Source organism: Kitasatospora sp. NPDC054795 (genome assembly GCF_053611565.1).
The window spans coordinates 1-21,081 of record NZ_JBSHAP010000122.1 but is presented as its reverse complement, the minus strand read 5'-3'; the positions used below and the strand labels follow the sequence as shown (position 1 = coordinate 21,081).

19 protein-coding genes and 1 pseudogene are annotated in these 21,081 nt (G+C 72.7%); 15 read left to right on the top strand and 5 right to left on the bottom strand.

What is annotated here, in order from left to right; genetic code table 11:
* Positions 1 to 465: a GNAT family N-acetyltransferase gene (locus tag ACWGJO_RS32885; RefSeq protein ID WP_452189365.1), complete on the top strand. Its 465-nt coding sequence runs from the start codon at positions 1 to 3 to the stop codon at positions 463 to 465.
* A gap of 174 nt (positions 466 to 639) precedes the next feature.
* On the opposite strand, the gene ACWGJO_RS32880 is transcribed toward ACWGJO_RS32885, so the two are convergent.
* Positions 640 to 1,659 (bottom strand): mechanosensitive ion channel family protein, encoded by a 1,020-nt coding sequence (locus tag ACWGJO_RS32880; RefSeq protein WP_452189363.1) that lies wholly within the window; start codon positions 1,657 to 1,659, stop codon positions 640 to 642.
* Positions 1,660 to 1,756: 97 nt separating this feature from the next.
* On the opposite strand from ACWGJO_RS32880, the gene ACWGJO_RS32875 reads away from it, so the two are divergent.
* The 3 genes from ACWGJO_RS32875 to ACWGJO_RS32865 all read left to right on the top strand — a co-directional run bounded on the left by ACWGJO_RS32875 (position 1,757) and on the right by ACWGJO_RS32865 (position 6,117).
* A complete protein-coding gene (locus ACWGJO_RS32875; RefSeq protein WP_452189362.1) occupies positions 1,757 to 4,528 on the top strand; it encodes an alpha/beta fold hydrolase in 2,772 nt (923 codons plus the stop codon).
* 47 nt (positions 4,529 to 4,575) lie between these two features.
* Positions 4,576 to 5,463, top strand: a complete 888-nt coding sequence (locus tag ACWGJO_RS32870) for an ABC transporter permease (protein ID WP_452189375.1) — start codon at positions 4,576 to 4,578, stop codon at positions 5,461 to 5,463.
* 75 nt (positions 5,464 to 5,538) lie between these two features.
* A complete protein-coding gene (locus ACWGJO_RS32865) occupies positions 5,539 to 6,117 on the top strand; it encodes a dienelactone hydrolase family protein (RefSeq protein WP_380548667.1) in 579 nt (192 codons plus the stop codon).
* A gap of 99 nt (positions 6,118 to 6,216) precedes the next feature.
* Here the strand turns inward: ACWGJO_RS32865 and ACWGJO_RS32860 are convergent, their stop codons facing one another.
* Positions 6,217 to 6,996, bottom strand: a complete 780-nt coding sequence (locus ACWGJO_RS32860) for a VOC family protein (RefSeq protein WP_452189360.1) — start codon at positions 6,994 to 6,996, stop codon at positions 6,217 to 6,219.
* Between the two features lie 172 nt (positions 6,997 to 7,168).
* Between ACWGJO_RS32860 and ACWGJO_RS32855 the strand changes: the two genes are divergently transcribed.
* Positions 7,169 to 7,834, top strand: coding sequence for an MOSC domain-containing protein (locus ACWGJO_RS32855; RefSeq protein ID WP_452189358.1), 666 nt, complete (start codon positions 7,169 to 7,171; stop codon positions 7,832 to 7,834).
* A gap of 99 nt (positions 7,835 to 7,933) precedes the next feature.
* Positions 7,934 to 8,437: a hypothetical protein gene (locus tag ACWGJO_RS32850; RefSeq protein WP_452189356.1), complete on the top strand. Its 504-nt coding sequence runs from the start codon at positions 7,934 to 7,936 to the stop codon at positions 8,435 to 8,437.
* Between the two features lie 53 nt (positions 8,438 to 8,490).
* Here ACWGJO_RS32850 and ACWGJO_RS32845 read toward each other — a convergent pair whose 3' ends face one another.
* Together ACWGJO_RS32845 and ACWGJO_RS32840 are read right to left on the bottom strand one after the other, a co-directional pair.
* Positions 8,491 to 8,682: a DUF397 domain-containing protein gene (locus ACWGJO_RS32845; protein WP_452189354.1), complete on the bottom strand. Its 192-nt coding sequence runs from the start codon at positions 8,680 to 8,682 to the stop codon at positions 8,491 to 8,493.
* 10 nt (positions 8,683 to 8,692) lie between these two features.
* Positions 8,693 to 9,541: a helix-turn-helix domain-containing protein gene (locus ACWGJO_RS32840; RefSeq protein WP_452189373.1), complete on the bottom strand. Its 849-nt coding sequence runs from the start codon at positions 9,539 to 9,541 to the stop codon at positions 8,693 to 8,695.
* Between the two features lie 190 nt (positions 9,542 to 9,731).
* Between ACWGJO_RS32840 and ACWGJO_RS32835 the strand changes: the two genes are divergently transcribed.
* The 4 genes from ACWGJO_RS32835 (at position 9,732) to dnaE (ending at position 14,992) form a co-directional block, all read left to right on the top strand.
* Positions 9,732 to 10,097: an ATP-binding protein gene (locus ACWGJO_RS32835; RefSeq protein ID WP_452189352.1), complete on the top strand. Its 366-nt coding sequence runs from the start codon at positions 9,732 to 9,734 to the stop codon at positions 10,095 to 10,097.
* On the top strand, positions 10,097 to 10,357 hold the full coding sequence (locus ACWGJO_RS32830) for a hypothetical protein (protein WP_452189350.1): 261 nt from the start codon (positions 10,097 to 10,099) through the stop codon (positions 10,355 to 10,357). The genes ACWGJO_RS32835 and ACWGJO_RS32830 overlap by 1 nt, the downstream gene beginning before the upstream one ends.
* A gap of 154 nt (positions 10,358 to 10,511) precedes the next feature.
* Positions 10,512 to 11,321 (top strand): hypothetical protein, encoded by an 810-nt coding sequence (locus tag ACWGJO_RS32825; RefSeq protein ID WP_452189348.1) that lies wholly within the window; start codon positions 10,512 to 10,514, stop codon positions 11,319 to 11,321.
* Positions 11,322 to 11,458: 137 nt separating this feature from the next.
* Positions 11,459 to 14,992, top strand: coding sequence for a DNA polymerase III subunit alpha (dnaE, locus tag ACWGJO_RS32820; RefSeq protein WP_452189346.1), 3,534 nt, complete (start codon positions 11,459 to 11,461; stop codon positions 14,990 to 14,992).
* A 91-nt stretch (positions 14,993 to 15,083) separates the two neighbouring features.
* Here dnaE and ACWGJO_RS32815 read toward each other — a convergent pair whose 3' ends face one another.
* Positions 15,084 to 15,971, bottom strand: coding sequence for a LysR family transcriptional regulator (locus tag ACWGJO_RS32815; protein WP_452189344.1), 888 nt, complete (start codon positions 15,969 to 15,971; stop codon positions 15,084 to 15,086).
* 93 nt (positions 15,972 to 16,064) lie between these two features.
* On the opposite strand from ACWGJO_RS32815, the gene ACWGJO_RS32810 reads away from it, so the two are divergent.
* From ACWGJO_RS32810 to ACWGJO_RS32790, 5 genes and pseudogenes are all read left to right on the top strand, one after another.
* Positions 16,065 to 16,952, top strand: a complete 888-nt coding sequence (locus tag ACWGJO_RS32810) for a dihydrodipicolinate synthase family protein (protein ID WP_452189342.1) — start codon at positions 16,065 to 16,067, stop codon at positions 16,950 to 16,952.
* A 114-nt stretch (positions 16,953 to 17,066) separates the two neighbouring features.
* Positions 17,067 to 18,116: an aspartate-semialdehyde dehydrogenase gene (locus ACWGJO_RS32805; RefSeq protein WP_359908324.1), complete on the top strand. Its 1,050-nt coding sequence runs from the start codon at positions 17,067 to 17,069 to the stop codon at positions 18,114 to 18,116.
* A 321-nt stretch (positions 18,117 to 18,437) separates the two neighbouring features.
* The gene (locus ACWGJO_RS32800) at positions 18,438 to 19,775 is read left to right on the top strand and encodes an NYN domain-containing protein (protein ID WP_452189340.1); all 1,338 of its coding nucleotides are present in this window, start codon (positions 18,438 to 18,440) and stop codon (positions 19,773 to 19,775) included.
* A gap of 79 nt (positions 19,776 to 19,854) precedes the next feature.
* The gene (locus ACWGJO_RS32795; RefSeq protein ID WP_452189338.1) at positions 19,855 to 20,853 is read left to right on the top strand and encodes an ABC transporter ATP-binding protein; all 999 of its coding nucleotides are present in this window, start codon (positions 19,855 to 19,857) and stop codon (positions 20,851 to 20,853) included.
* Positions 20,850 to 21,081, top strand: a pseudogene (locus tag ACWGJO_RS32790) (ABC transporter permease); the annotation flags it as partial. The gene ACWGJO_RS32795 and the pseudogene ACWGJO_RS32790, both read left to right, overlap by 4 nt.

Below are 21,081 nucleotides of genomic sequence, written 5' to 3'. Positions count from 1 at the left end.
GTGGCAGCTGCCGCCGTCCGGATCGCCGAGGGGGAGGCGGACCTGGAGCTCGTGCGGGCCGTCCGGCGCGAGGTCTTCGTCGTCGAGCAGAACGTGCCGGAGGAGCTGGAGTACGACGAGTACGACGCGACCTCGGTGCACCTGCTGGCCCTCGGGGCCGACGGGGCCGCGCTGGGGACGGCGCGGCTGATCTTCGGGGAGCAGGCGCGCGAGCTCACCGGCGGTGTCGAGGGGCGCGTGCTGCTCGGGCGGCTCGCGGTCGTCGTGGCGGCCCGGGGGACGGGCCTCGGGGCGGTGCTCGTACGGGCGGTCGAGGCCGCGGGAGTCGAGCGCGGCGCCGTGGAGGTCGAGTTGCACGCGCAGGTGGGGGCGCTCGGGTTCTACGAGCGGCTGGGGTACGTGGCCGAGGGGCCCGTGTACGACTCCGCGGGCATCCCGCACCGGACGATGACGCGGATGCTGTAGCTGCAGGCGTTCCGGGCGGACGGCGCCGCACCTCCGGGGGCGGGTTCCCGCCGGTCGCCCTTCGCTTCGCGCGGTTCCCCGTGCCCCGGTCGGGGTGCGGGGAACTCTTGCTTTCGGGGCGGGGCGGGGCGGGGCGGTGGGGGTGGCTGCTTCCGGCGCGGTCGCGGGCGCGGCTCAGCCTTCGGTGGTGCGCAGGCGGGGGAGGGCGTGGGGGTGCTCGTCGCGCAGGTGGGCGATGAGCTGTTCGCGGATGTCGAAGCGGAGCCGGGCGGCGTCGTCCGGGGTGCGGGCCGTCATGGTGGCGCGGACGACGATGGTGCTGGGCGTGGTGTCGGTGACGTGCAGGGCCCACTCGTCGCCGTCCCACAGCGGGTGCCGGTCCAGGCGGGCGCGCAGGACGGCGCGCAGCTCCTCCATCGGGGTGGTGTGGTCGAGGTGGAGCAGCACGGCGGCGAGCAGGCCGGGGTCGCGGCGGGTCCAGTTCTCGAAGGGCTTGTTGACGAAGTAGGAGACCGGGACGACCAGCCGGCGGTAGTCCCAGAGCCGGACCACCAGGTAGGTGAGGGTGATCTCCTCGACGGTGCCCTGCTGGCCGTCCACCACCACGGTGTCGCCGATCCGGACGGTGTCGCTGAAGGCGATCTGGAGGCCGGCGAAGAAGTTGCCCAGGGTGCTCTGGGCGGCGATGCCGGCCACGATGCCGATGACGCCCGCCGAGGCGAGCAGGCTGGCGCCGACGGTGCGCATGGCGGAGAAGGTCAGCAGCATCACGGCCGCCGTGACCACGACGATCAGCGCGCCGGCCACCCGGCGGAGCATGCCGATCTGGGTGCGCGCCCGCTGGATCCGGGCCGGGTCGTCGACGCGGGTCTCGTAGCGGCTGAGCAGCGCCTCCAGGAGGGCGGCCACCACGCGGACGGTGAGCCAGCCCAGCGAGGCGAGCAGGAACAGCAGGAGCAGGTGCTGGGCGCCGGCGTCGCCCTTCAGGTGGAAGATCCGCTGGAGCGGTCTGGCCGCGAGCAGCAGGGCCGACACCACGGAGAGCTGGAGCGGGATCCGGCAGCGGCGCAGCAGCGGCCAGACCGGTGCCGAGGGGTTGCGGGCCGCGATCCGCTGGAGGGCCTGGTCGACGATCCAGCCGATCGCCAGGGTGGCGGCGACGGTGGCGAGCAGCGAGATCAGCGGCCAGGGCATGCGCCGTACGATACTCGGGCACAGTGGTGCGAACCGGGCGAAATGGTGTGGCGGCTTTATCGGACACCTACCCGGACGGCGGATACGATCAGCGCCCATGGAGTTCGGTGGGGCATGGCGTCGCTGGCGCGCCCGGGGAACAACGGTCGGACGCAGGCTGCTGGCCGGGGCGGTGGCCCTGGTGGCGGTGGCCGCGGCCGGCACCGCGACGGTGGCGTCCGGCGGTGAGCGGGCGGTCCACCAGGAGGACCGTTTCCTCAGCATGCCGGAGACACCCGGCAGCACCCAGCAGGTCCAGCTGGACACCTCCTTCTTCACCGCCGGCGGCGGTCCGCGCCCGGCGGTGCTCCTGGCGCACGGCTTCGGCGGTTCCAAGGAGGGCGAGCGCGAGCGCGCCGAGCAGCTGGCCCGGCAGGGGTACGCGGTACTGACCTGGTCGGCGCGCGGCTTCGGCCACTCGGGCGGCAGGATCGGGCTGAACGCGCCGGACCGCGAGGTCGAGGACGTCAAGCACCTGGTGGACTGGCTGGCCCAGCGGCCCGAGGTGCAGCTGGACGCCGCCGGCGACCCGAAGGTCGGCATCACCGGCGCCTCGTACGGCGGCGCGGTCTCGCTGCTGGCCTCCGCCTACGACCACCGGATCGACGCCGTCGCCACCCAGATCACCTGGTGGAACCTGGCCGACGCGCTGTTCCCGCAGGGCGTCCAGGGCTCGGGCGCGGCGGACGGCGTGTTCAAGAAGCTGTGGGCCGGGATCTTCTTCACCACCGGCTCGGCCGGGGACCTCGGGCCCTCCGGGGAGGTGCCGCGGGAGGGCGGCGGGCCGAAGCCGACGGCGGACGGGCCGGTCGGCTGCGGGCGGTTCCTGGACTCGCTCTGCCGGATGTACGACCGGGTCGCCACCGCCGGGCACGCCGATCCGGAGGCCGTCGCGCTGCTGGAGCGCTCCAGCCCGTCCTCGGTGGCGGCGCAGCTCAAGGCACCCACGCTGGTGGTGCAGGGGCAACAGGACTCGCTGTTCCCGCTGGACCAGGGCGACCGCATCGCCAAGGCGGTGGCCGCCAACGGCGCGCCGGTCGCGGTGGACTGGTTCGCCGGCGGACACGACGGCGGGACGGACACCAGCGCGCGGGTCGACGACCGGGTGACGGCCTGGTTCGACCACTACCTGAAGGGGGACGGCAACGACACCGGCGCCGCCTTCCGGGTCACCCGCACCGGCGGGGTCGACTCGACCGGCTTCCAGGCCGTGCTGCGCGGAGCCACCGCCGACCGGTACCCGGGGCTGGGCGGAACCGGCTCGCGCACCGTCGAGCTGACGGGCGGCGAGCAGACCCTCGCCAACCCTCCCGGCGGTGCGCCGCCCGGGATCTCGACCCTGCCGGGCATCGGCGCACTCAGCCAGGCGGCCTCGCTGGGCGCCGGGCTCTCACTGGACTTCCCCGGGCAGAACGCCGCCTTCGACTCGGCGCCGCTGGACTCGCCGCTGCACCTGACCGGGCAGCCGACCGTGCCGGTACGGGTGACGGCGGACCGGCCGGACGCGGTCCTGTTCGCGAAGCTGTACGACGTCGGGCCGGACGGCAAGGCGGTGCTGCCGCAGCAGCTCGCCGCCCCGCTGCGGGTCACCGGCGCGGACGCCGGGCAGACCGTCACGGTCGCGCTGCCGACCGTGGACCACACCTTCCCCACCGGGCACCGGGTGCGACTGGTGCTGGCCGCCACCGACCTCGCCTACGCCTCGCCGGTCGAGCCGGCCACCTACCGGGTGGCACCGGCCGGAGCGCTCACCGCGCCGACCGTCGCCGAGCTGGTCACCGAGGCGGCTCCGCTGCCCTCGCGCACCTGGCTGCTGCCGGTGATCGCCGTCCTGGTGGCCGCGGCCCTGGTGCTGGCGCCGCGGCTGCGCCGCCGCCGGGCCGCCGGGCCCGCCTTCGACCCGGAGCTGGCCGCGGTGCCGCTGCGGATCAGCGGGCTGAGCAAGCGCTACAAGGGCGCCCAGGACCGCTACGCCGTACGGGAGCTGGGCTTCCGGGTGGAGCAGGGACAGGTGCTCGGCCTGCTCGGGCCGAACGGTGCCGGCAAGACCACCACCTTGCGGATGCTGATGGGACTCATTCGGCCGGACGCCGGGGAGATCCGGATCTTCGGTCACCTGGTGCGGCCCGGCGCGCCCGTGCTCTCGCGGGTCGGGGCGTTCGTGGAGGGCGCGGGCTTCCTGCCGCACCTCACCGGGCGGGCCAACCTGCGGCTGTACTGGCAGGCGACCGGACGGCCGGAGGCCGACGCCCGCTTCGACGAGGCGCTGGCCATCGCCGGGCTCGGCGAGGCGCTGGACCGCGCGGTGCGGACGTACTCGCAGGGCATGCGGCAGCGGCTGGCGATCGCGCAGGCGATGCTCGGGATGCCGGACCTGCTGATCCTGGACGAGCCGACCAACGGGCTGGACCCGCCGCAGATCCGTGAGATGCGCGAGGTGATGATCCGGTACGCGGCCGGCGGGCGGACCGTGATCGTGTCGAGCCACCTGCTGTCCGAGGTCGAGCAGAGCTGTACGGACCTGGTGGTGATGGACCGCGGGCAGCTGGTCACGGCCGGCCCGGTCGGGGACATCGTGGGCGCCGGCGAGCTGCTGATGATCGGCATCGCCGGGCCGTACGACCCGGTGCCGGTGGTCGAGAAGGTCGCCGCGCTCGCCGGGGTCGGCTCGGTGGAGGCCGTCGACGGCGGCCTGCTGGTGCGCCTGGACGGACTGGCGGCCAGCACGCTGCTGGCCGAACTGGTGCGGCTGGAGGTACCGGTGGAGAGCGCCGGGCCGCAGCGCCGCCTGGAGGACGCGTTCCTGTCGTTGATCGGAGGTGGAGCGTGAGCGTCGCCCCGAAGGACCACACCGAGTCGAAGGACCGTGCCGAGTCGATGGACCGTGCCGAGGACCGCGCCGAGTCGAAGGGCCGTGCCGAGTCGAGGGACCACGCCGAGGGGTACCGGGCGAGCCGGACGCTGCCGCTGCGGGTGGAGGCGATGCGGCAGCTGCGCCGGCGCCGCACGATGGTGATCGGCGGGGTACTGGCCGCCATGCCGTTCGTCCTCCTGGCCGCGTTCCAGATCGGCGGCACCCCGGGCCGTCCGGGCCGGACCAGTTTCATCGAGCTGGCCACCGCCTCGGGGCCCAACTTCGCGGTCACCATGCTGTTCGTCGGCACCGGCTTCATGCTGGTCATCCCCGTCGCGCTGTTCTGCGGGGACACCGTCGCCTCCGAGGCCAGCTGGTCCTCGCTGCGCTACCTGCTGGCCGCGCCGGTGCCCCGGGCCCGGCTGCTGGCCCGCAAGTTCGCCGTCGGCCTGGCGTTCTCGGCGGTGGCGGTGGTGATGCTGCCCGCGATCGGGCTGGTCGTCGGCACCGCCGCGTACGGCTGGGGCGACCTCGAACTGCCCGCCGGGGTCAGCCTGCCGGCCGGGCAGGCGCTGCCCCGGATCGCCATCGCGGTGGCCTTCGTCCTCCTGAGCGAGACCGTGATCGCGGCGCTCGCCTTCTGGCTCTCCACCGCGACGGACGCGCCCCTGGGCGCCGTCGGCGGCGCGGTGTTCGCCTCGATCATCACCGGGGTGCTGGACGCCGTCACCGCGCTGGGCGACCTGCGGGAGTGGCTGCCGGCGCACTGGCAGTACTCCTGGGCGGACGCCCTGCAGCCGCAGCTGGAATGGGGCGGCATGGTGCAGGGCGTCTCGCTGTCGCTCTCGTACGCGGCGGTGCTGCTGGCGCTGGCGTTCCGGGGGTTCGCGCGCAAGGACGTGGTGTCGTAGGCGTGCGGTGGGGCACCGGCCGGGCATGCGGGATCATGGGTGGGTAGCTGACCTCGCTGGTGAAGGACCCGAACCGTGGCCCAGATCGTCCTCTTCCACTCCGCCTACGGGCTGCGCCCCGCTGTGCGCGCCGCCGCCGAGCGGCTGCGCGCCGCCGGGCACACCGTGCACACGCCGGACCTGTTCGACGGGCGGACCTTCGAGTCCGTCGAGGAGGCGCAGGAGTTCCAGGAGGAGCTCGGCGGCCGTGACGAGCTGCTGCGGCGGGCGGTGACCGCGGCCGCGCCGGTCTCCGAGGGCGGGCTGGTGTACGCCGGCTTCTCGCTCGGCGGCGCGGTGGCGCAGAACCTGGCACTGGCCGACGAGAAGGCCCGCGGGCTGCTGCTCCTGCACGGCACCTCGGACCTGCGGGAGGACGCGGCCACCGAGATCCCGGTGCAGCTGCACATCGCGGAGCCGGACCCGTTCGAGCCGGAGGACTGGCTGAACGCCTGGTACCTGCGGATGCGGCGGGCCGGGGCCGAGGTGGAGGTGCACCGCTACCGGGGCGCCGGGCACCTGTTCACCGACCCGGAGCTGCCGGACTACGACGAGGAGGCGGCCGAGCGGGCCTGGGCGGCGTCGCTGGACTTCCTCGCGGAGCTGGACGGCTGACGGCTGACGGCTGACGGAGGGTCGGAGCACGGACCCGCCCGCCCGGACGGGAATCCGGGCGAGCGGGAGTCCGGGCGGGCGGGGCGGCGGCGGGCGGGGTCAGGCCGGCTTGGGCTTGATCATCGCGAAGGGGGCGCCCTGCGGGTCGGCGACGACGGTCATCCGGCCGGCCACCATGTCGAAGGGCGGGGCCAGGACGGTGCCGTTGCGCTTGACCAGGGCGTCCACGGTGGAGTCGACGTCGTCGACCGCGAAGTAGGTCAGCCAGTGGGGCGGGGTGCCGGGCGGGTCGTTGGCGAGCAGGGTGGCGCCGCCCACCGCCTTGCCGCCGACCTGCAGCACCCAGTACGAGTCCACGCCCGGCATCGGCTCGATCTCGATGCCGAACGCCTCGCCGTAGAAGGCGGTGGCGGCCGGGATGTCGTTGGTGTGCAGCTCGTTCCAGGTCAGCGCGCCGGGCTCGTTGACGACCTGGGCGCCGAAGAACCCGCCCGGCTGCCAGACGCCGAACACCGCGCCCTGCGGGTCGGCCGCGATCAGCATCCGGCCCAGGTCGCCGACATCCATGACCGGGACGAGCAGGGTGCCGCCGGCGGCGACGATCGCGTCCTGGGTGGCCTGGGCGTCGGTGCTGGCCAGGTAGCTGGTCCAGACGGTCGGCGGCTCCGGCATCCCTTCGGGGGCCGATGCCGTGCCGATGCCGGCCGCGGCCTTGCCGTCGAGCGTGCAGACGGCGTAGCCGCCGAATTCGGCCGGGCCGGGCTGCCCCTGCCAGCCCAGGAGGTCGCGGTAGAAGTCCAGTGCGGCCTGCTGGTCCTTGGCCATCAGGTCGACCCAGCACGGGGTGCCGGTCGCGTACGGGGTGGTGACTTCGGGCATGATCGCCCTTTCTGGTGAGGGGTCCCTGCCGGTCACCATCTCCTCGTGCACCGCGGTCCGCCACTCGACACACCGCCGCGGCCGCCGGCCCGGGCGGGGGCCAGGGCGGGGGCCAGGGCGCAGACGTCCCCGATGGCCGTACAGGTGCGCCCGTTCGGCGTACGGTCGACGTATGGACGCACAGGCGCGACTGCTCTCCGTCAACGTCGGCAGGCCCCGGCCGAACCCGTGGAAGAAGGACCTCGGGTTCACCGGCATCGACAAGCGCCCGGTGGACGGCCCGGTCGCGGTGGCCGCACCGGGCCCCCGGGGCACGGGCGCGGTCGCCCTGGCCGGGGACCGGGTGTACGACGTGAAGCACCACGGCGGCGACGACCAGGCGGTCTACGCCTACGCCCGGGAGGACCTGGACGGCTGGCAGACGGAGCTGGGCCGGCAACTGGCCGACGGCTCCTTCGGCGAGAACCTGACCACCACGGGCCTGGACGTGAACGACGCGCTGATCGGGGAACGCTGGCGGATCGGCCCGGACGTCGTCCTGGAGGTGTCCTGCGCGCGCATCCCCTGCGGCACCTTCCAGGGCTGGCTGGCGAGGGAGGGCTGGATCCGGCGCTTCACCGAGGCGGCCCTGCCGGGCGCCTACCTGCGGGTGGTCGCACCGGGCGAGCTGCGCGCCGGGGACGCGGTGGAGGTGGTGCACCGTCCGGACCACGACGTCACGGTGGCCCGGTCGTTCCGCGCGGTGACGACCGAACCGGAGCTGCTGCCGGGCCTGTTGGCGGTGGAGGCGTTCCCGGAGGAGATCAGGGAGCTGGTGCGCCGGAGGGTCCGGGCATAGGGCATGTCCTCCAGCTCGCGTCCGCGGGGCACCGCCGGTGTCGGTGGGTGCGGCTAGCGTGAGCGCACGTGGGCAGCTGGGCTGACACCGGGGGGATCGATGGAGAACGCGCCGGACCACGGCCGGACCGTGCGGAACGGTTCGCTGGCGATGATCGGCCTGGGGGTCCTGCTGTTCGTCCTCAGCCTGGTCTACCTGATACCGCACGACATGGGGGTGACGTCGGATCTGCGCAGTCGCGGCGTCCATGTCCCGGCGGTCGTCACCGAGTGCGTGGAGGTGAGCGGGCCGCAGGACAACCCGGCGGGCAACTCCGAGTGCCGGGTGCGGTTCACGACGTCCGAGGGGGCGTCCGTCGAGACCCGACTCGCCTACGTCACGGGCACCGTCAAGGCCCGTGACACCGTGACGGTGGTGTACGACCCCCGGCACACCGACACCGCCGCCCTCGCTTCGAGCATCGGTTTCTGGGACTCACTGGTCCGGAACGTGCTCGACGTGGTCGCGCTGGTCGCGTCGGTGGTCATGGTCCTGCTGGGCCTCGCGGTCCATCTCGCGTACCGCCGGTTCACCCGGGCGCGCAGCCGGCCGGGGGCGACGTGACGCCCCCGCCCCCTCGCCCGGGGCGGGCGAGGGGGCGCGAGTGGTGTGAAGCGTCAGGCGTGGTGGTCGAATTCGCCGGCCTTGACGGCTTGGAGGAGCGAGGCGAGGGCGCTGGGGGTGGCGCGGAGGATGAGGTGGCCCTCGTCGGACTCGCGGAGTTCGACCAGGCTGACGGCCTTGCGGACCTCCACGCACTCACTGCCGTTCCCGCTGAAGGATGACTTCTGCCACTCGGTGTAGGTCATGTTCGGCCTTTCATAGGCTCTGTGCGATCTTGCGAATCAGGCTACGAGACTTGCTCTCGCTCAGCGCCATCGATTCGGTGCGGGCGAAGATGGACCGATAGCTCGTGAGTTCGTTGATGGCATCCATGTAGACGGGGCCGCGGGAGGACTCGATCTCCACCGTGTCGAGCTCCGGCACCTTGCCGGATGCGTAGGTGAGGTTCTCAACAGCTCCGGGGAAGGTGCCGACGTCGAACGGTACGACTCGGATGGTCATCCACGGCTGCGCGGAGTTTTCGAGCAGGGAAGCGAGCTGCTCCCGGAGGATCTCGGTGCCGCCGAAGCGGGTCCACAGTGCCGATTCATAGATGAAGAAGGTCATCGGCTTCTGATCGCGTCGCAGATCCGCCTTGCGATGCATTCTGAACGCGGTTCGGGCCTCCAGCTCATGCCGAGGAAGCGGAGGGATCGATCGTTCGAACATCGATGATGCGTAACTGATTGTCTGGCAGGGGCCGGGCATGTGGGTGAGGACCCACAGCATGAGGCTGTCCGCGCTCTTCTCAAGCTCGGCGACTTCAAGGAAGCCGTCCGGGATGGTGCCGCGGTAGTCCTCCCACCAGCCCTTGGATCGGTCCTGGACCATGGATTCCAGGGCGTCGATCAGGGGTTCGTTCATGCACTTGCAGGCGGCGGCGAGGGAGCGGAGGCGCTCCGGGCTCACGCCGACCTTGGCCGCTTCTATCTGGCTTACCTGAGTCCTGTCGATGCCGAGGGCTCTGCTCAGAGTCGAGGTCGAAAGTCCGGCGGCCTCGCGCATCTTACGAAGCTCTGTCCCGACGCGGCGTTGACGGAGCGTCGGGTTGACTCGTGGCGGCATTGGTCCCTTCCTGGCCGGCGTGTCCCAAGTCTGCCGCGCTGCTGCGCGCGGGGTCCACTTGAGGATGAATCTATCCGGATTCGGGATCACGTGTGATGCCACTGAGGTACTGTCGATTTCACATCGATCCGATGGATCGTCAGCTCTGGCTTACGCCAAGCCATTTCTTTCGCATCCCGGGAGTACTCCCATGCGTCACATCAACACCCCCACCATCGCCATCGCGCGGCAGACCCTCCACACCACCATGACCCGCGTCGGCTGGTCCCCCTCGCCGATCTTCGACGCGCAGCTCGCGCTCTGTGAGCTCCTCGTCAACGCCTGGCGCCACACCGACACCCCCGCGCCGCTGGTCGAGATCATCTCCGTCGGCGACTCCCTCCGCGTCTCCGTCACGGACGAGAGCCCGGTCCTCCCCGCCACCCCGCCGCTGTCCCTGCTCGCCGAGTCCGGCCGGGGCCTCCAGCTGGTCGCCGCCCTCACCCACCGCTGGGGCGTCGACCCGCACGAGCGGGCCAAATCCGTCTGGTTCGAGCTGCGGAAGGATGCCGCCTGATGGTCTACCGTCCCGGCCGTCACCCGATGCTGCCGACCGACCCCCGGATCCGCTACTACACCGAGGACCACGTCCGCGCCCTCCTGGACGAAGTCGTGGAGCGGGGGCGCGAGTTCGGCCTGATCTTCCCCTCGATCGGCACCGACCGGACCATGGACGGCCGCGTCCTCGTCCGCTTCAACACGGCGCCGGCCTCGACGCTCCTCAACCTCCTCACCCTGCTCCTCGACGCCGAGCGCGGGACCTCGTGCGATACCTGATCGGGACGGCCTTCGCCGTCCTCCTCGCCCTCGCGATCTCCACGGTCGCCCTGGGCGTCGTCACCGCCCTCCGCGCGGCCCCGCCGCCCGACGAGGACGCCTGACCCGCCGGCCCCCGCCGCCCCGCGCCGGGGGCTCCGGCACGATGGACCCCATGCACAGCGACCACTACGCGCCGCCGACCACCCTTCTCGGCCTCCTCCAGCGCGGCCGGGGCCAGGGCGCGCGGATAGCCGCCGAGGACCCGGCGGCGGTCGCCGACCTGGTCTACGGCTGCATCCGTTGGGAGTGGCGATGGGACCGGCAGGTGGATGACCGGGCCCTGTACCTGGCCCGCCTGATCCGGGACTCGGAGCTGCCGGTCAGCCCGGTGGTGGACTTTCTGGCGGGGGACGAAGGCACCCGTGACCGGGCCATGAGGGTGCTGGAACTGCTGGCACTCGGCGGTTCGGAGGAAGCCCGGGAGGCGCTGCCGGCACCCGTCCCGGAAGCTCCGGAGCGGGACCGGCTTTCCGGGCACGGTTCCGCGGTGCCGGGCGCCCAGGGTGACGTGCCGACCTTGATCGCCGGGCTGGAGCAGCAGTGGGTGGACCGTGCCTGGTGCGGCCCGGACGCCCTCGCGCGGGGCCTCGCCCGCTTCGGCCCGGAGGCGGCCGGTGCCGCCTCCCTGCTGCGCCGCTTCTGGCTCGCGACCCCGCACTCGTGCGAGCGTCCCGCGTACCTGGAGGCGCTGGCGGCGATGGGAGCCGCCGGCCTGGCCGAGGCGTACACCGAGTCGCTGTGGGACTGCGAACCGCGAGCCCGGCTCCTGGCCGTCGAGCACGCCCCCGACCGGCCCGACGTACGGGACCGCCTCGCCTGCCTCCGCGACGATCCGATGGAGGAGCCGGAGATCCGCGAGGCCGCCGGGGCTCGACTTGCCGGTCCTCATCCGGACGAACCGGCCGGTCGTTCCGGGGGCTAAAGTGGACGCGTGAACGTGTGAGTGGTGGTCCGGGCCCCGAGAGGTGCTCCGGGCCACATCCATTTCCAGGGCATCCCCTGTGGCCTGCGCGTTCGCCGGCCCACCAGACCAGCACCAGAGCCTCCGGAGGCCCCGCCTTGAGCGATCAGCCGTTCGCGCATCTGCACGTCCACACCGAGTACTCGATGCTGGACGGTGCCGCCCGGCTGAAGCAGATGTTCAAGGAGGTCGAGCGCCTCGGGCAGACCCACGTGGCGATGACCGACCACGGCAACATGTACGGCGCCGCCGAGTTCCACCGGCAGGCGACCGACGCGGGCATCACCCCCGTCATCGGCATCGAGGCGTACGTCGCCCCGGAGTCCCGCTCGAACACCAAGCGCATCCTGTGGGGCCAGCCGCACCAGAAGCGGGACGACGTCTCCGCGTCCGGCGCGTACACCCACAAGACCATCTGGGCCCGCAACAAGGAGGGCCTGCACAACCTCTTCAAGCTGACCTCGCGCTCCTACGCCGAGGGCTGGCTGGTGAAGTGGCCCCGGATGGACAAGGAGCTGATCGCGGAGCTGTCCGGCGGCCTGATGGCCACCACCGGCTGCCCCTCCGGCGAGGTGCAGACCCGGCTGCGCCTCGGCCAGGTCGACGAGGCGCTGAAGTCCGCCGCCGACTACCAGGACATCTTCGGCAAGGAGAACTACTTCCTGGAGCTGATGGACCACGGCCTCGACATCGAGAAGCGGGTCCGTGACGGGCTGCTGGAGATCAGCAGGAAGCTCAACATCCCCCCGGTCGTCACCAACGACTCGCACTACACCACCGAGGCCGACGCCGGCGCGCACGACCTCCTGCTCTGCGTCCAGACCGGCAAGAACCTCTCCGACCCGGACCGCTTCCGCTTCGACGGCACCGGCTACTACATCAAGTCCGCCGCCGAGATGTACGCCCTCGACTCCTCGGACGCCTGGCAGGAGGGCTGCCGCAACAGCCAGCTCCTCGTCGCCTCCCGGGTCGACACCGAGGGCATGTTCAAGTTCAAGAACCTGATGCCCCGCTTCCCCATCCCGGAGGGCTTCGAGTCCGAGGCGGACTTCTTCAAGTCCAAGGTCTGGGAGGGGATGGACTGGCGCTTCCCGGGCGGGTACGACGAGGAGCACAAGAAGCTCGCCGAGTACGAGATGGACACCATCATCCAGATGGGGTTCCCGGCGTACTTCCTCGTGGTCGCCGACTTCATCATGTGGGCCAAGAGCCAGGGCATCGCGGTGGGCCCCGGCCGTGGCTCGGCGGCCGGCTCGCTGGTCGCGTACGCGATGGGCATCACCGACCTCGACCCCATCCCGCACGGCCTGATCTTCGAGCGCTTCCTCAACCCCGAGCGCATCTCCATGCCCGATGTCGACATCGACTTCGACGAGCGCCGGCGCGGTGACGTGATCCGCTACGTGACGGAGAAGTGGGGATCCGACAAGGTCGCCATGATCGTCACGTACGGCACCATCAAGGCGAAGGCCGCCATCAAGGACTCCTCGCGCGTCCTCGGCTACCCGTACGCGATGGGTGACCGGATCACCAAGGCGATGCCGCCGGACGTCATGGGCAAGGGCATCCCGCTCTCCGGCATCACCGACTCCTCGCACCCGCGCTACAGCGAGGCCGGCGAGATCCGCGGGCTGTACGAGACCGACCCGGACGTCCGGAAGGTCATCGACACCGCGCGCGGCATCGAGGGCCTGATCCGCCAGCCCGGTGTGCACGCCGCCGGCGTCATCATGTCCGCCGAGCCGCTGACCGACCACATCCCGGTCTGGACCCGGCACACCGACGGCGTCACCATCACGCAGTTCGACTATCCGACCTGTGAGGGCCTCGGCCTTCTCAAGATGGACTTCCTCGGCCTGCGCAACCTGACGATCATGGACGACGCCGTCAAGGCGATCGAGCGGAACAAGGGCGAGAAGATCGAGCTGCTCAAGCTGCCGCTCGACGACAAGCCGACCTACGAACTCCTCGCCCGCGGCGACACGCTCGGCGTCTTCCAGCTCGACGGCGGGCCGATGCGTTCGCTGCTGCGCCTGATGAAGCCCGACAACTTCGAGGACATCTCCGCCGTTCTGGCGCTGTACCGTCCGGGCCCGATGGGCGTCAACTCCCACACCAACTACGCGCTGCGCAAGAACGGCCAGCAGGAGATCACCCCGATCCACCCGGAGCTGGAGAAGCCCCTGGAGGAGGTGCTCCGGCCGACATACGGCCTGATCGTCTATCAGGAGCAGGTGCAGAAGGCCGCGCAGATCCTGGCCGGCTACTCGCTCGGACAGGCGGACCTGCTGCGCCGGGCCATGGGCAAGAAGAAGAAGGAGATCCTGGAGGCGGAGTTCGTCCCCTTCCAGAAGGGCTGCCGCGAGCGCGGCTACTCCGACGCGGCCATCCAGGCCGTGTGGGACGTCCTCGTCCCCTTCTCCGGCTACGCGTTCAACAAGGCGCACACCGCCGGCTACGGGCTGGTCTCGTACTGGACGGCCTACCTCAAGGCCAACTACCCGGCCGAGTACATGTCCGGCCTGCTCACCTCCGTCAAGGACGACAAGGACAAGTCCGCGGTCTACCTCAACGAGTGCCGCAAGATGGGCATCCAGGTCTTGCCGCCGGACGTCAACGAGTCGGACTCGGACTTCACCCCGCACGGTGACACCCTGGTCCGCTTCGGCCTGACCGCCATCCGCAACGTCGGCGGGCCGGTGGTCGATTCGATGATCAGGACCCGGAAGGCGAAGGGGAAGTTCGCGTCCTTCCCCGACTTCCTGGACAAGGTGGAGTCGGTGGTCTGCAACAAGCGGACCGTCGAATCGCTGATCAAGGCCGGTGCCTTCGACTCGCTCGGCCACACCCGCAAGGGCCTGAGCGCGCAGTTCGAGCCGATGATCGACAACGTCGTCGGCGTGAAGCGCAAGGAGGCCGAGGGGCAGTTCGACCTCTTCGGCGGCGACGCCACCGCGGACGAGCCGAGCTTCGGCCTGGACGTCGTCTTCTCCGAGGAGGAGTGGGAGAAGTCCTTCCTGCTCGCCCAGGAGCGGGAGATGCTCGGCCTGTACGTCTCCTCGCACCCGCTGCACGGCATCGAGCACGTGCTCGCCGACAAGGCGGACTGCGCGGTCGCGGACCTCGCGGAGCGGCCGGACGGGACGATCGTCACCATCGGCGGCATCATCTCGGGCCTCCAGCGGAAGATGACCAAGCAGGGCAACGCCTGGGCCATCGCGACCGTCGAGGACCTCGCGGGCTCGATCGACTGCATGTTCTTCCCGGCCAGCTACCAGCTGGTGTCCTCGCAGCTCGTCGAGGACGCCGTCGTCTTCGTGCGCGGCAAGCTGGACAAGCGGGAGGACGTGCCGCGGCTGATGGGGATGGAGCTGTCCGCCCCCGACCTGTCGAACGCGCACGCCGAGGCGCCGATCGTCATCAACATCCCGAGCGGGAAGGTCACCCCGCCGCTGGTGGCCCGGCTCGGCGAGGTGCTGGGCAGCCACCGCGGCACCACCGAGGTGCGGGTGCGGCTGGAGGGTCGCAACAAGACCACGGTGCTGCGCCTGGACCGGCACCGGGTGAAGTCGGACCCGGCGCTGTTCGGGGACCTGAAGCAGCTGCTCGGGCCGAGCTGCCTGGCGGGCTAGGAGCGCGGAGGCGAAAGGCCCGGGGCACCCGTCGCGGTGGGTGCCCCGGGCCTTTCGCGTCCGGGGAGGAGCCCCTCCCGGGGGCTCCGGCTCAGGTGCCACCGCCCAGGCCCGGCGGGACGGCCGTGTGCAGGGCGGAGACGAAGGCGGAGATGGCCGGGTGGGAGCCGGCGCCGGCGCGGAAGGCGGCGCGGGTGCGGCGGTACATCGGCAGGCGGGTGAGGACGACCCCGGGCGGGAGGCCGGCCGTGCCCAGGTGGGGGACCAGGGCGACGCCCTGGCCGGCCGCGACCAGGGCCAGCACGGTGGTGAAGTCGTCGATCTGGTGCCGGATGCGCGGCGCGAAGCCCGCCGCCTCGCAGGCCCGGACGGCCATGGTGTGGCAGAGCGTGTCGGGCGGGGACATGATCCACGGGGCGCCGCGCTGCTCGGCGACGGTGCCCGGGGCGCGGGCGGCCAGGTACATGGGCTCGGTGAAGACCGGGCGGGTCACCGCGAGGCCCGGCTCCGGGTCGGCCGGGACGAGGTCGTACTCGTGCACCAGCGCCACGTCCAGCTCGCCCGCCCGCAGGGCCGCCCCGACGGCCGCCGGGTCCACCTCGGTGACCATCGGTTCCAGCCCCGGGTGCCAGCCGGCCAGTTCGGCGAGCACCGCCGGGATGATCGCCCGGGCCGCCGACGGGTAGGTGCCGATCCGCAGCGGGCCCGCCAACCCCCGCTTGGCGTGGGCGAGTTCGGCGTCGGCCTGCTCCAGCAGGGCGAGCACCGCCTCGGCGTGCCGGACGAGGCCCAGTCCGGCCGGGGTGAGGGTGACCCGCCGCCCGGTGCGCTCCAGCAGCGGGACGCCCGCCTCCTTCTCCAGGACGGACAGCTGCTGGGACACCGCCGAAGGGCTGAAGGACAGCGCCTCGGCGACGGCCGCGATGGTGCCGAGGTGGGCGAGTTCGCGCAGCAGGCGCAGGCGTCGGACGTCCAGCATCGGGCCAGCCTAGTCGAGCATCGGCTCAGCTTACGAGAAGCGTCGGAAATATGAACTGGACCTGGTCGATCGACGGGCCGCAGGATCGTGGACATGGAACTCAAGGGCATCCACGTCCCCCTGATCACCCCCTTCGCCGCCGACGGCTCCGTCGCCCTCGACGCACTGGAGAAGCTGGCGCACGAGGTCCTGGACGCCGGGGCGGCCGGGCTGGTCGCGCTCGGCACCACCGGCGAGCCGGCCGCGCTGACCGCCGAGGAGCGGGACGCGGTGGTGGACGTCGCCGCGGCCGCCTGCGCCACGCGCGGGGCGCAGCTGACCGTCGGAGCCTCCGGCGGCGACACCCGGGCCGTCGGCGAGGCGCTGGCCGCGCTCGGCGCGCGGGTGCCGCGGGCGGCGGCGCTGGTCACCACGCCGTCCTTCGTCCGGGCCGGCGAGGCCGGGACGGTCGCGCACTTCCGGGCACTGGCCGCGAGCAGCCCGCTGCCGCTGATCGTCTACCACATCCCGTACCGCACCGGGCAGCAGCTCTCCACTGCCGCCCTGCGCGAACTCGCCGCGATCGAGGGCGTGGTGGGCGTCAAGTACGCGACCGGGGGGTTGGACCGGACAGCCGCCGAGCTGCTCGCCGAGGCCCCGGCCGGATTCGCCTTCCTCACCGGCGAGGACGCGTTCCTCTCGCCGATGCTGGCGCTGGGCGCGGCCGGCGGCATCCTCGCCTCCGCCCACCTGGCGACCGCCCGGTTCGTCGAGCTGGCCGAGGCCTGGCAGGCCGGGGACGTTGCGCGGGCACGGGCGCTCGGGCACCGGCTGACCGGGCTGGCGCTGTCCGCCTTCACGGCGCCGAACCCGTCGGTGACCAAGGGCGTGCTGCACGCCCAGGGCCGCATCCCGACCCCGGACGTGCGGCTGCCGCTGCTGCCGGCCGGGCGGTCGGAGGTCGACGCCGCACTGGCCCTCGCCAGTGGTCTGGACCAATAGGGCCCGTCCGGGCGGCCTCTCACACCGTGGAACACCAGGCCGCCCCACCCGCGTGACAAGGCATGATGGGCAGAGTGCGGCTGTGAACAGCACCATTCAGAGGAGTAGTCGGAGATGAAGATCGGCATTGTCGGTGCCACCGGCCAGGTCGGCGGCGTGGTCCGCGAGATCCTGGCGGAGCGCGCTGGTCGTGAAGGCGGACTGGGCCCCGTGGAGCAGCTGCGGCTGTTCGCCTCGGCCCGCTCGGCCGGACGCACGCTGCCCTGGCAGGGCACCGAGGTCACCGTCGAGGACGCGGCCACGGCCGACTACACCGGCCTGGACATCGTGATCTTCTCGGCCGGCGGCTCCACCTCCAAGGCCCTGGCCCCCAAGGTCGCCGCGGCCGGTGCCGTCGTGATCGACAACTCCTCCGCCTGGCGCCGCGACCCCGAGGTCCCGCTGGTCGTCTCCGAGGTCAACCCGGAGGCCGTCGCGGACCGCCCCAAGGGCATCATCGCCAACCCGAACTGCACCACCATGGCCGCCATGCCCGTGCTGCGCCCGCTGCACGAGGAGGCCGGCCTGGCCGCGCTCGTCGTCTCCACCTACCAGGCCGTCTCCGGCAGCGGCGTGGCCGGCGTCGCCGAGCTCCAGGACCAGGCCGCCAAGGTCGTCGAGCTGGGCGCCGCCGCGCTCGCCCACGACGGCGGTGCCGTCGAGTTCCCGGAGCCCAAGGTCTACCAGCGGCCGATCGCCTTCAACGTGGTGCCGCTGGCCGGCTCCGTCGTGGACGACGGCTCCAACGAGACCGACGAGGAGCAGAAGCTCCGCCACGAGAGCCGCAAGATCCTCGGCATCCCGGAGCTGAAGGTCGCCGGCACCTGCGTGCGCGTCCCGGTGTTCTCCGGCCACTCGCTGCAGATCAACGCCCGCTTCGAGCGCCCGATCAGCCCCGAGCGCGCCGTCGAGCTGCTCAGCGGCGCCCCCGGCGTCGAGCTGTCCGACATCCCCACCCCGCTCCAGGCCGCCGGCCGGGACCCGAGCTACGTCGGCCGCATCCGGGTGGACGAGACGGTGGACAACGGACTGTCGCTGTTCGTCTCGAACGACAACCTGCGCAAGGGCGCCGCGCTGAACGCCGTCCAGCTGGCCGAGCTGGTCGCCGCCGAGCTCCGGGGCTGAGCACCTCCGGTCCAGTGCGGGGGGCCGGACCCCGGGCCGGACCACCGGCGTCCACCGGCCGGAACGCCGCCGCGTGACCTCGGGCGGGCCTCGTCGTTGTACGGGGCCCGCCTTCGCTTTTGTTCGCTCCGCGCCGGGGCGGCTGTTGCGGCACCCGGACAACCGGCGAGGTTCGGCGGGCGAACCGGGGGTAAAAGGTGACCCAACGATCGGGCGACGACGGGGGCCCCTCACCTCGGCACGCCCGGACGGCGGGAGAACCGCCCATTCCCGAATCGACCCACCCGACTGATTCCGAGGGCGAGCGAAAAGAGGTGCGCGATGGACCGCTGTGTCGTCCTGGTGGACGCCGGATATCTGCTGGGCGCCGCCGCCAGCCTGCTCGCCGGGGATCCGTCCCGGTCCAAGGTCACGGTGAACCACACCGCCCTGATCACCGCACTGCGCGAGCGCGCCGAAGCCGAGACCGGGCTGCCGCTGCTGCGGATCTACTGGTTCGACGCCGCGCCCGACCGGCGCCCGATGCCCGAGCACCGGCGGCTGCGGGTACTGCCCCGGGTCACCGTACGGCTCGGCGCGCTCACCCGGGCCGAGGGGCGCTGGGTGCAGAAGGGCGTGGACGCCGCGATGCACGCCGAACTCTCCGAACTCGCCCGCAACCGGGCCTGCGCCGACGTCGTGCTGATCACCGGTGACGGGGACCTGCTGCCCGGCATGATGACCGCCAAGGAACACGGGGTGGCCGTCCACCTATGGGCCCTGCAGGCCGCCGACGGCGACTTCAACCAGTCCGAGGACCTGGTCGGCGAGGCGGACGAGCGGCGGGTGCTGGACCGGGAGTGGATCGAGGGGTCCTTCTCGCTGCGGGAGCACTCCAGCATGTTCCCGGCCCCGGGGGCCCGGCAGGAGATCGCCAAGATCCTCGCCGCCCCGCCCGCCGTCCTGCCCACCGTGGTGCCGCCGGTGGTCCGTCCGGTGGCCGCCGCCGCGGGCGCCGCGGCCACCGCCGCGGCCTCGGCGGGAGCGGACCCCGACGCCGACGGCCGGTCGCAGCCGGCCGCGGCCGCGCTCAAGGTCGTCCCGACGCCGAAGGACCTCGCCGGCCGGGCCTCCTCCGTCACCGCGATCACCCCGTCGGCGAACGGAACCGGCGGCCCCGGGGCCACCGGCCACGGCACGAACGGGCACGCCGCGAACGGACACGGGGTCAACGGGCACGGGGCCGTCGCGCAGGCCGGGCCGGTGCTGCGCTGGTCCTCCGACCGCGGCTGGGTGGACCGGCCCGCCCCGGAGCCCGCCGTCACCGCCGGCGACAGCCTGCCCACCCTCGCCCAGCTCACCACCGCCGAGCAGCGCTGGGCCGACCGCGAGGAGGACATCACCTCCATCGGCGGCGACGCCCACGAAGTCGGGCAGGTCTTCGCCCGCCGCTGGAGCGACCGCGTCGGCGACACCGAGAGACTCACCATGCTCTGGCCCGACTACCCGCGCATCCCGCACCGGGTGGACGGCGAGCTGCTGCGCTACGCCGCCCGCTTCGGGCTGCTGGCGCACAAGGACGACCAGATCGACGAGCACGACCGCTACGCCATCCGGGCCGGGTTCTGGAAGGAACTGGCGGCCCGGGTGCCGGGCGGGTCGATGGTCGTCGACGACTGAGCAGGCCGGTCGGCGGCCCGGGGGGTCGGCGGGGCCCCGTTGTCCGGTTCGCCCGTACGAGCGCGTAGAGTCGTCGGTCGTGAACGAGACGGCCGGGCGAGCACCCGAGGAACCCCAGCCGTGCGCCGTCGTGCGCGACCTGGTCAGGACCTACCGCAGCGGGCGCGGCGCGGCCGCCACCGAGATCCGGGCCAACGACGGGATCACCCTCACCGTCCGCAGGGGCGAGGTCTTCGGGCTGCTCGGGCCCAACGGAGCCGGGAAGTCGACGCTGGTGCGCCAGCTCACCGGGCTGCTGCGCCCCGACTCGGGATCCGTCGAACTCTTCGGCCACGACATCGTGCGGCACCCCGAGCGGGCCGCCCGGCTGCTCGGCTACCTCGGGCAGGAATCCACCGCGCTGGACGAGCTGACGGTGGCGCTCGCCGCCGAGACCACCGGACGGCTGCGCGGACTCACCCGGGCCCAGGCCCGCGGTACGGCCGCGGACGTGCTGACGGAGCTCGGACTGGAGCCGATCGCCACCCGGCCGCTCGCCAAGCTGTCCGGCGGACAGCGGCGGCTCGCCTGCTTCGCGGCCACCCTGGTGGGGGACCGGCCGCTGCTCGTCCTGGACGAGCCCACCACCGGCATGGACCCCGTCGCCCGGCGGGCCGTGTGGAGCGCCGTGGACCGGCGGCGCGCCGAGCACGGGACGACGGTGCTGCTGGTCACCCACAACGTGATCGAGGCGGAGACGGTGCTCGACCGGGTCGCCGTGGTGGACGACGGCCGGGTGATCGCCTGCGACACGCCCGGCGGGCTCAAGGCGCTGGTGGACGGTGACGTCCGGCTCGACCTGGTCTGGCGGGACGAGGCGCCGGTCGGCGTGCCCGCCGTCGCCGCGCTGCGCGAGCGGGCCGAGTGCACCGGCCGCCGCTGGACCGTCCGCACCACCCCCGAGCAGGCCCGCGAACTGGTCGCCGCCGTCACCACCGGCCCGGCCTTCGCCGCCCTCGACGACTTCACCCTCGCCACCCCGAGCCTTGAGGACGCGTACCTCAAGCTGGGCGGCCGCCACGGAGGACTGGCCAAGTGACGCTGCTCTCGGTGCCCCCGCGGACCGACCGGTCCACGGCCGCCCCCGCTCCGCTCGCCCCCGCGGCCAGGCTGCTGCCGGCGCTCGCGGCCGTGTACCGGGCGCAGCTCGCCCGGGCACGGGTGGCGCGCATCCCGCTGCTGTTCGTGGCCACCTTCCAGTCCGTGGGCATCCTGGTGATGATGCGGGGCGTGGTGGACGCCGGGCAGTCCTCGGAGGCGCGGTCGG

Coding starts and splice junctions, on each gene's coding strand:
- ACWGJO_RS32880 (WP_452189363.1), bottom strand. CDS start 1,659: ATGCCCTGGCCGCTGATCTCGCTGCTCGCCACCGTCGCCGCCACCCTG.
- ACWGJO_RS32875 (WP_452189362.1), top strand. CDS start 1,757: ATGGAGTTCGGTGGGGCATGGCGTCGCTGGCGCGCCCGGGGAACAACG.
- ACWGJO_RS32870 (WP_452189375.1), top strand. CDS start 4,576: ATGGACCGTGCCGAGGACCGCGCCGAGTCGAAGGGCCGTGCCGAGTCG.
- ACWGJO_RS32860 (WP_452189360.1), bottom strand. CDS start 6,996: ATGCCCGAAGTCACCACCCCGTACGCGACCGGCACCCCGTGCTGGGTC.
- ACWGJO_RS32855 (WP_452189358.1), top strand. CDS start 7,169: ATGGACGCACAGGCGCGACTGCTCTCCGTCAACGTCGGCAGGCCCCGG.
- ACWGJO_RS32850 (WP_452189356.1), top strand. CDS start 7,934: ATGGAGAACGCGCCGGACCACGGCCGGACCGTGCGGAACGGTTCGCTG.
- ACWGJO_RS32845 (WP_452189354.1), bottom strand. CDS start 8,682: ATGACCTACACCGAGTGGCAGAAGTCATCCTTCAGCGGGAACGGCAGT.
- ACWGJO_RS32840 (WP_452189373.1), bottom strand. CDS start 9,541: ATGCCGCCACGAGTCAACCCGACGCTCCGTCAACGCCGCGTCGGGACA.
- ACWGJO_RS32835 (WP_452189352.1), top strand. CDS start 9,732: ATGCGTCACATCAACACCCCCACCATCGCCATCGCGCGGCAGACCCTC.
- ACWGJO_RS32830 (WP_452189350.1), top strand. CDS start 10,097: ATGGTCTACCGTCCCGGCCGTCACCCGATGCTGCCGACCGACCCCCGG.
- ACWGJO_RS32825 (WP_452189348.1), top strand. CDS start 10,512: ATGCACAGCGACCACTACGCGCCGCCGACCACCCTTCTCGGCCTCCTC.
- ACWGJO_RS32815 (WP_452189344.1), bottom strand. CDS start 15,971: ATGCTGGACGTCCGACGCCTGCGCCTGCTGCGCGAACTCGCCCACCTC.
- ACWGJO_RS32810 (WP_452189342.1), top strand. CDS start 16,065: ATGGAACTCAAGGGCATCCACGTCCCCCTGATCACCCCCTTCGCCGCC.
- ACWGJO_RS32805 (WP_359908324.1), top strand. CDS start 17,067: ATGAAGATCGGCATTGTCGGTGCCACCGGCCAGGTCGGCGGCGTGGTC.
- ACWGJO_RS32800 (WP_452189340.1), top strand. CDS start 18,438: ATGGACCGCTGTGTCGTCCTGGTGGACGCCGGATATCTGCTGGGCGCC.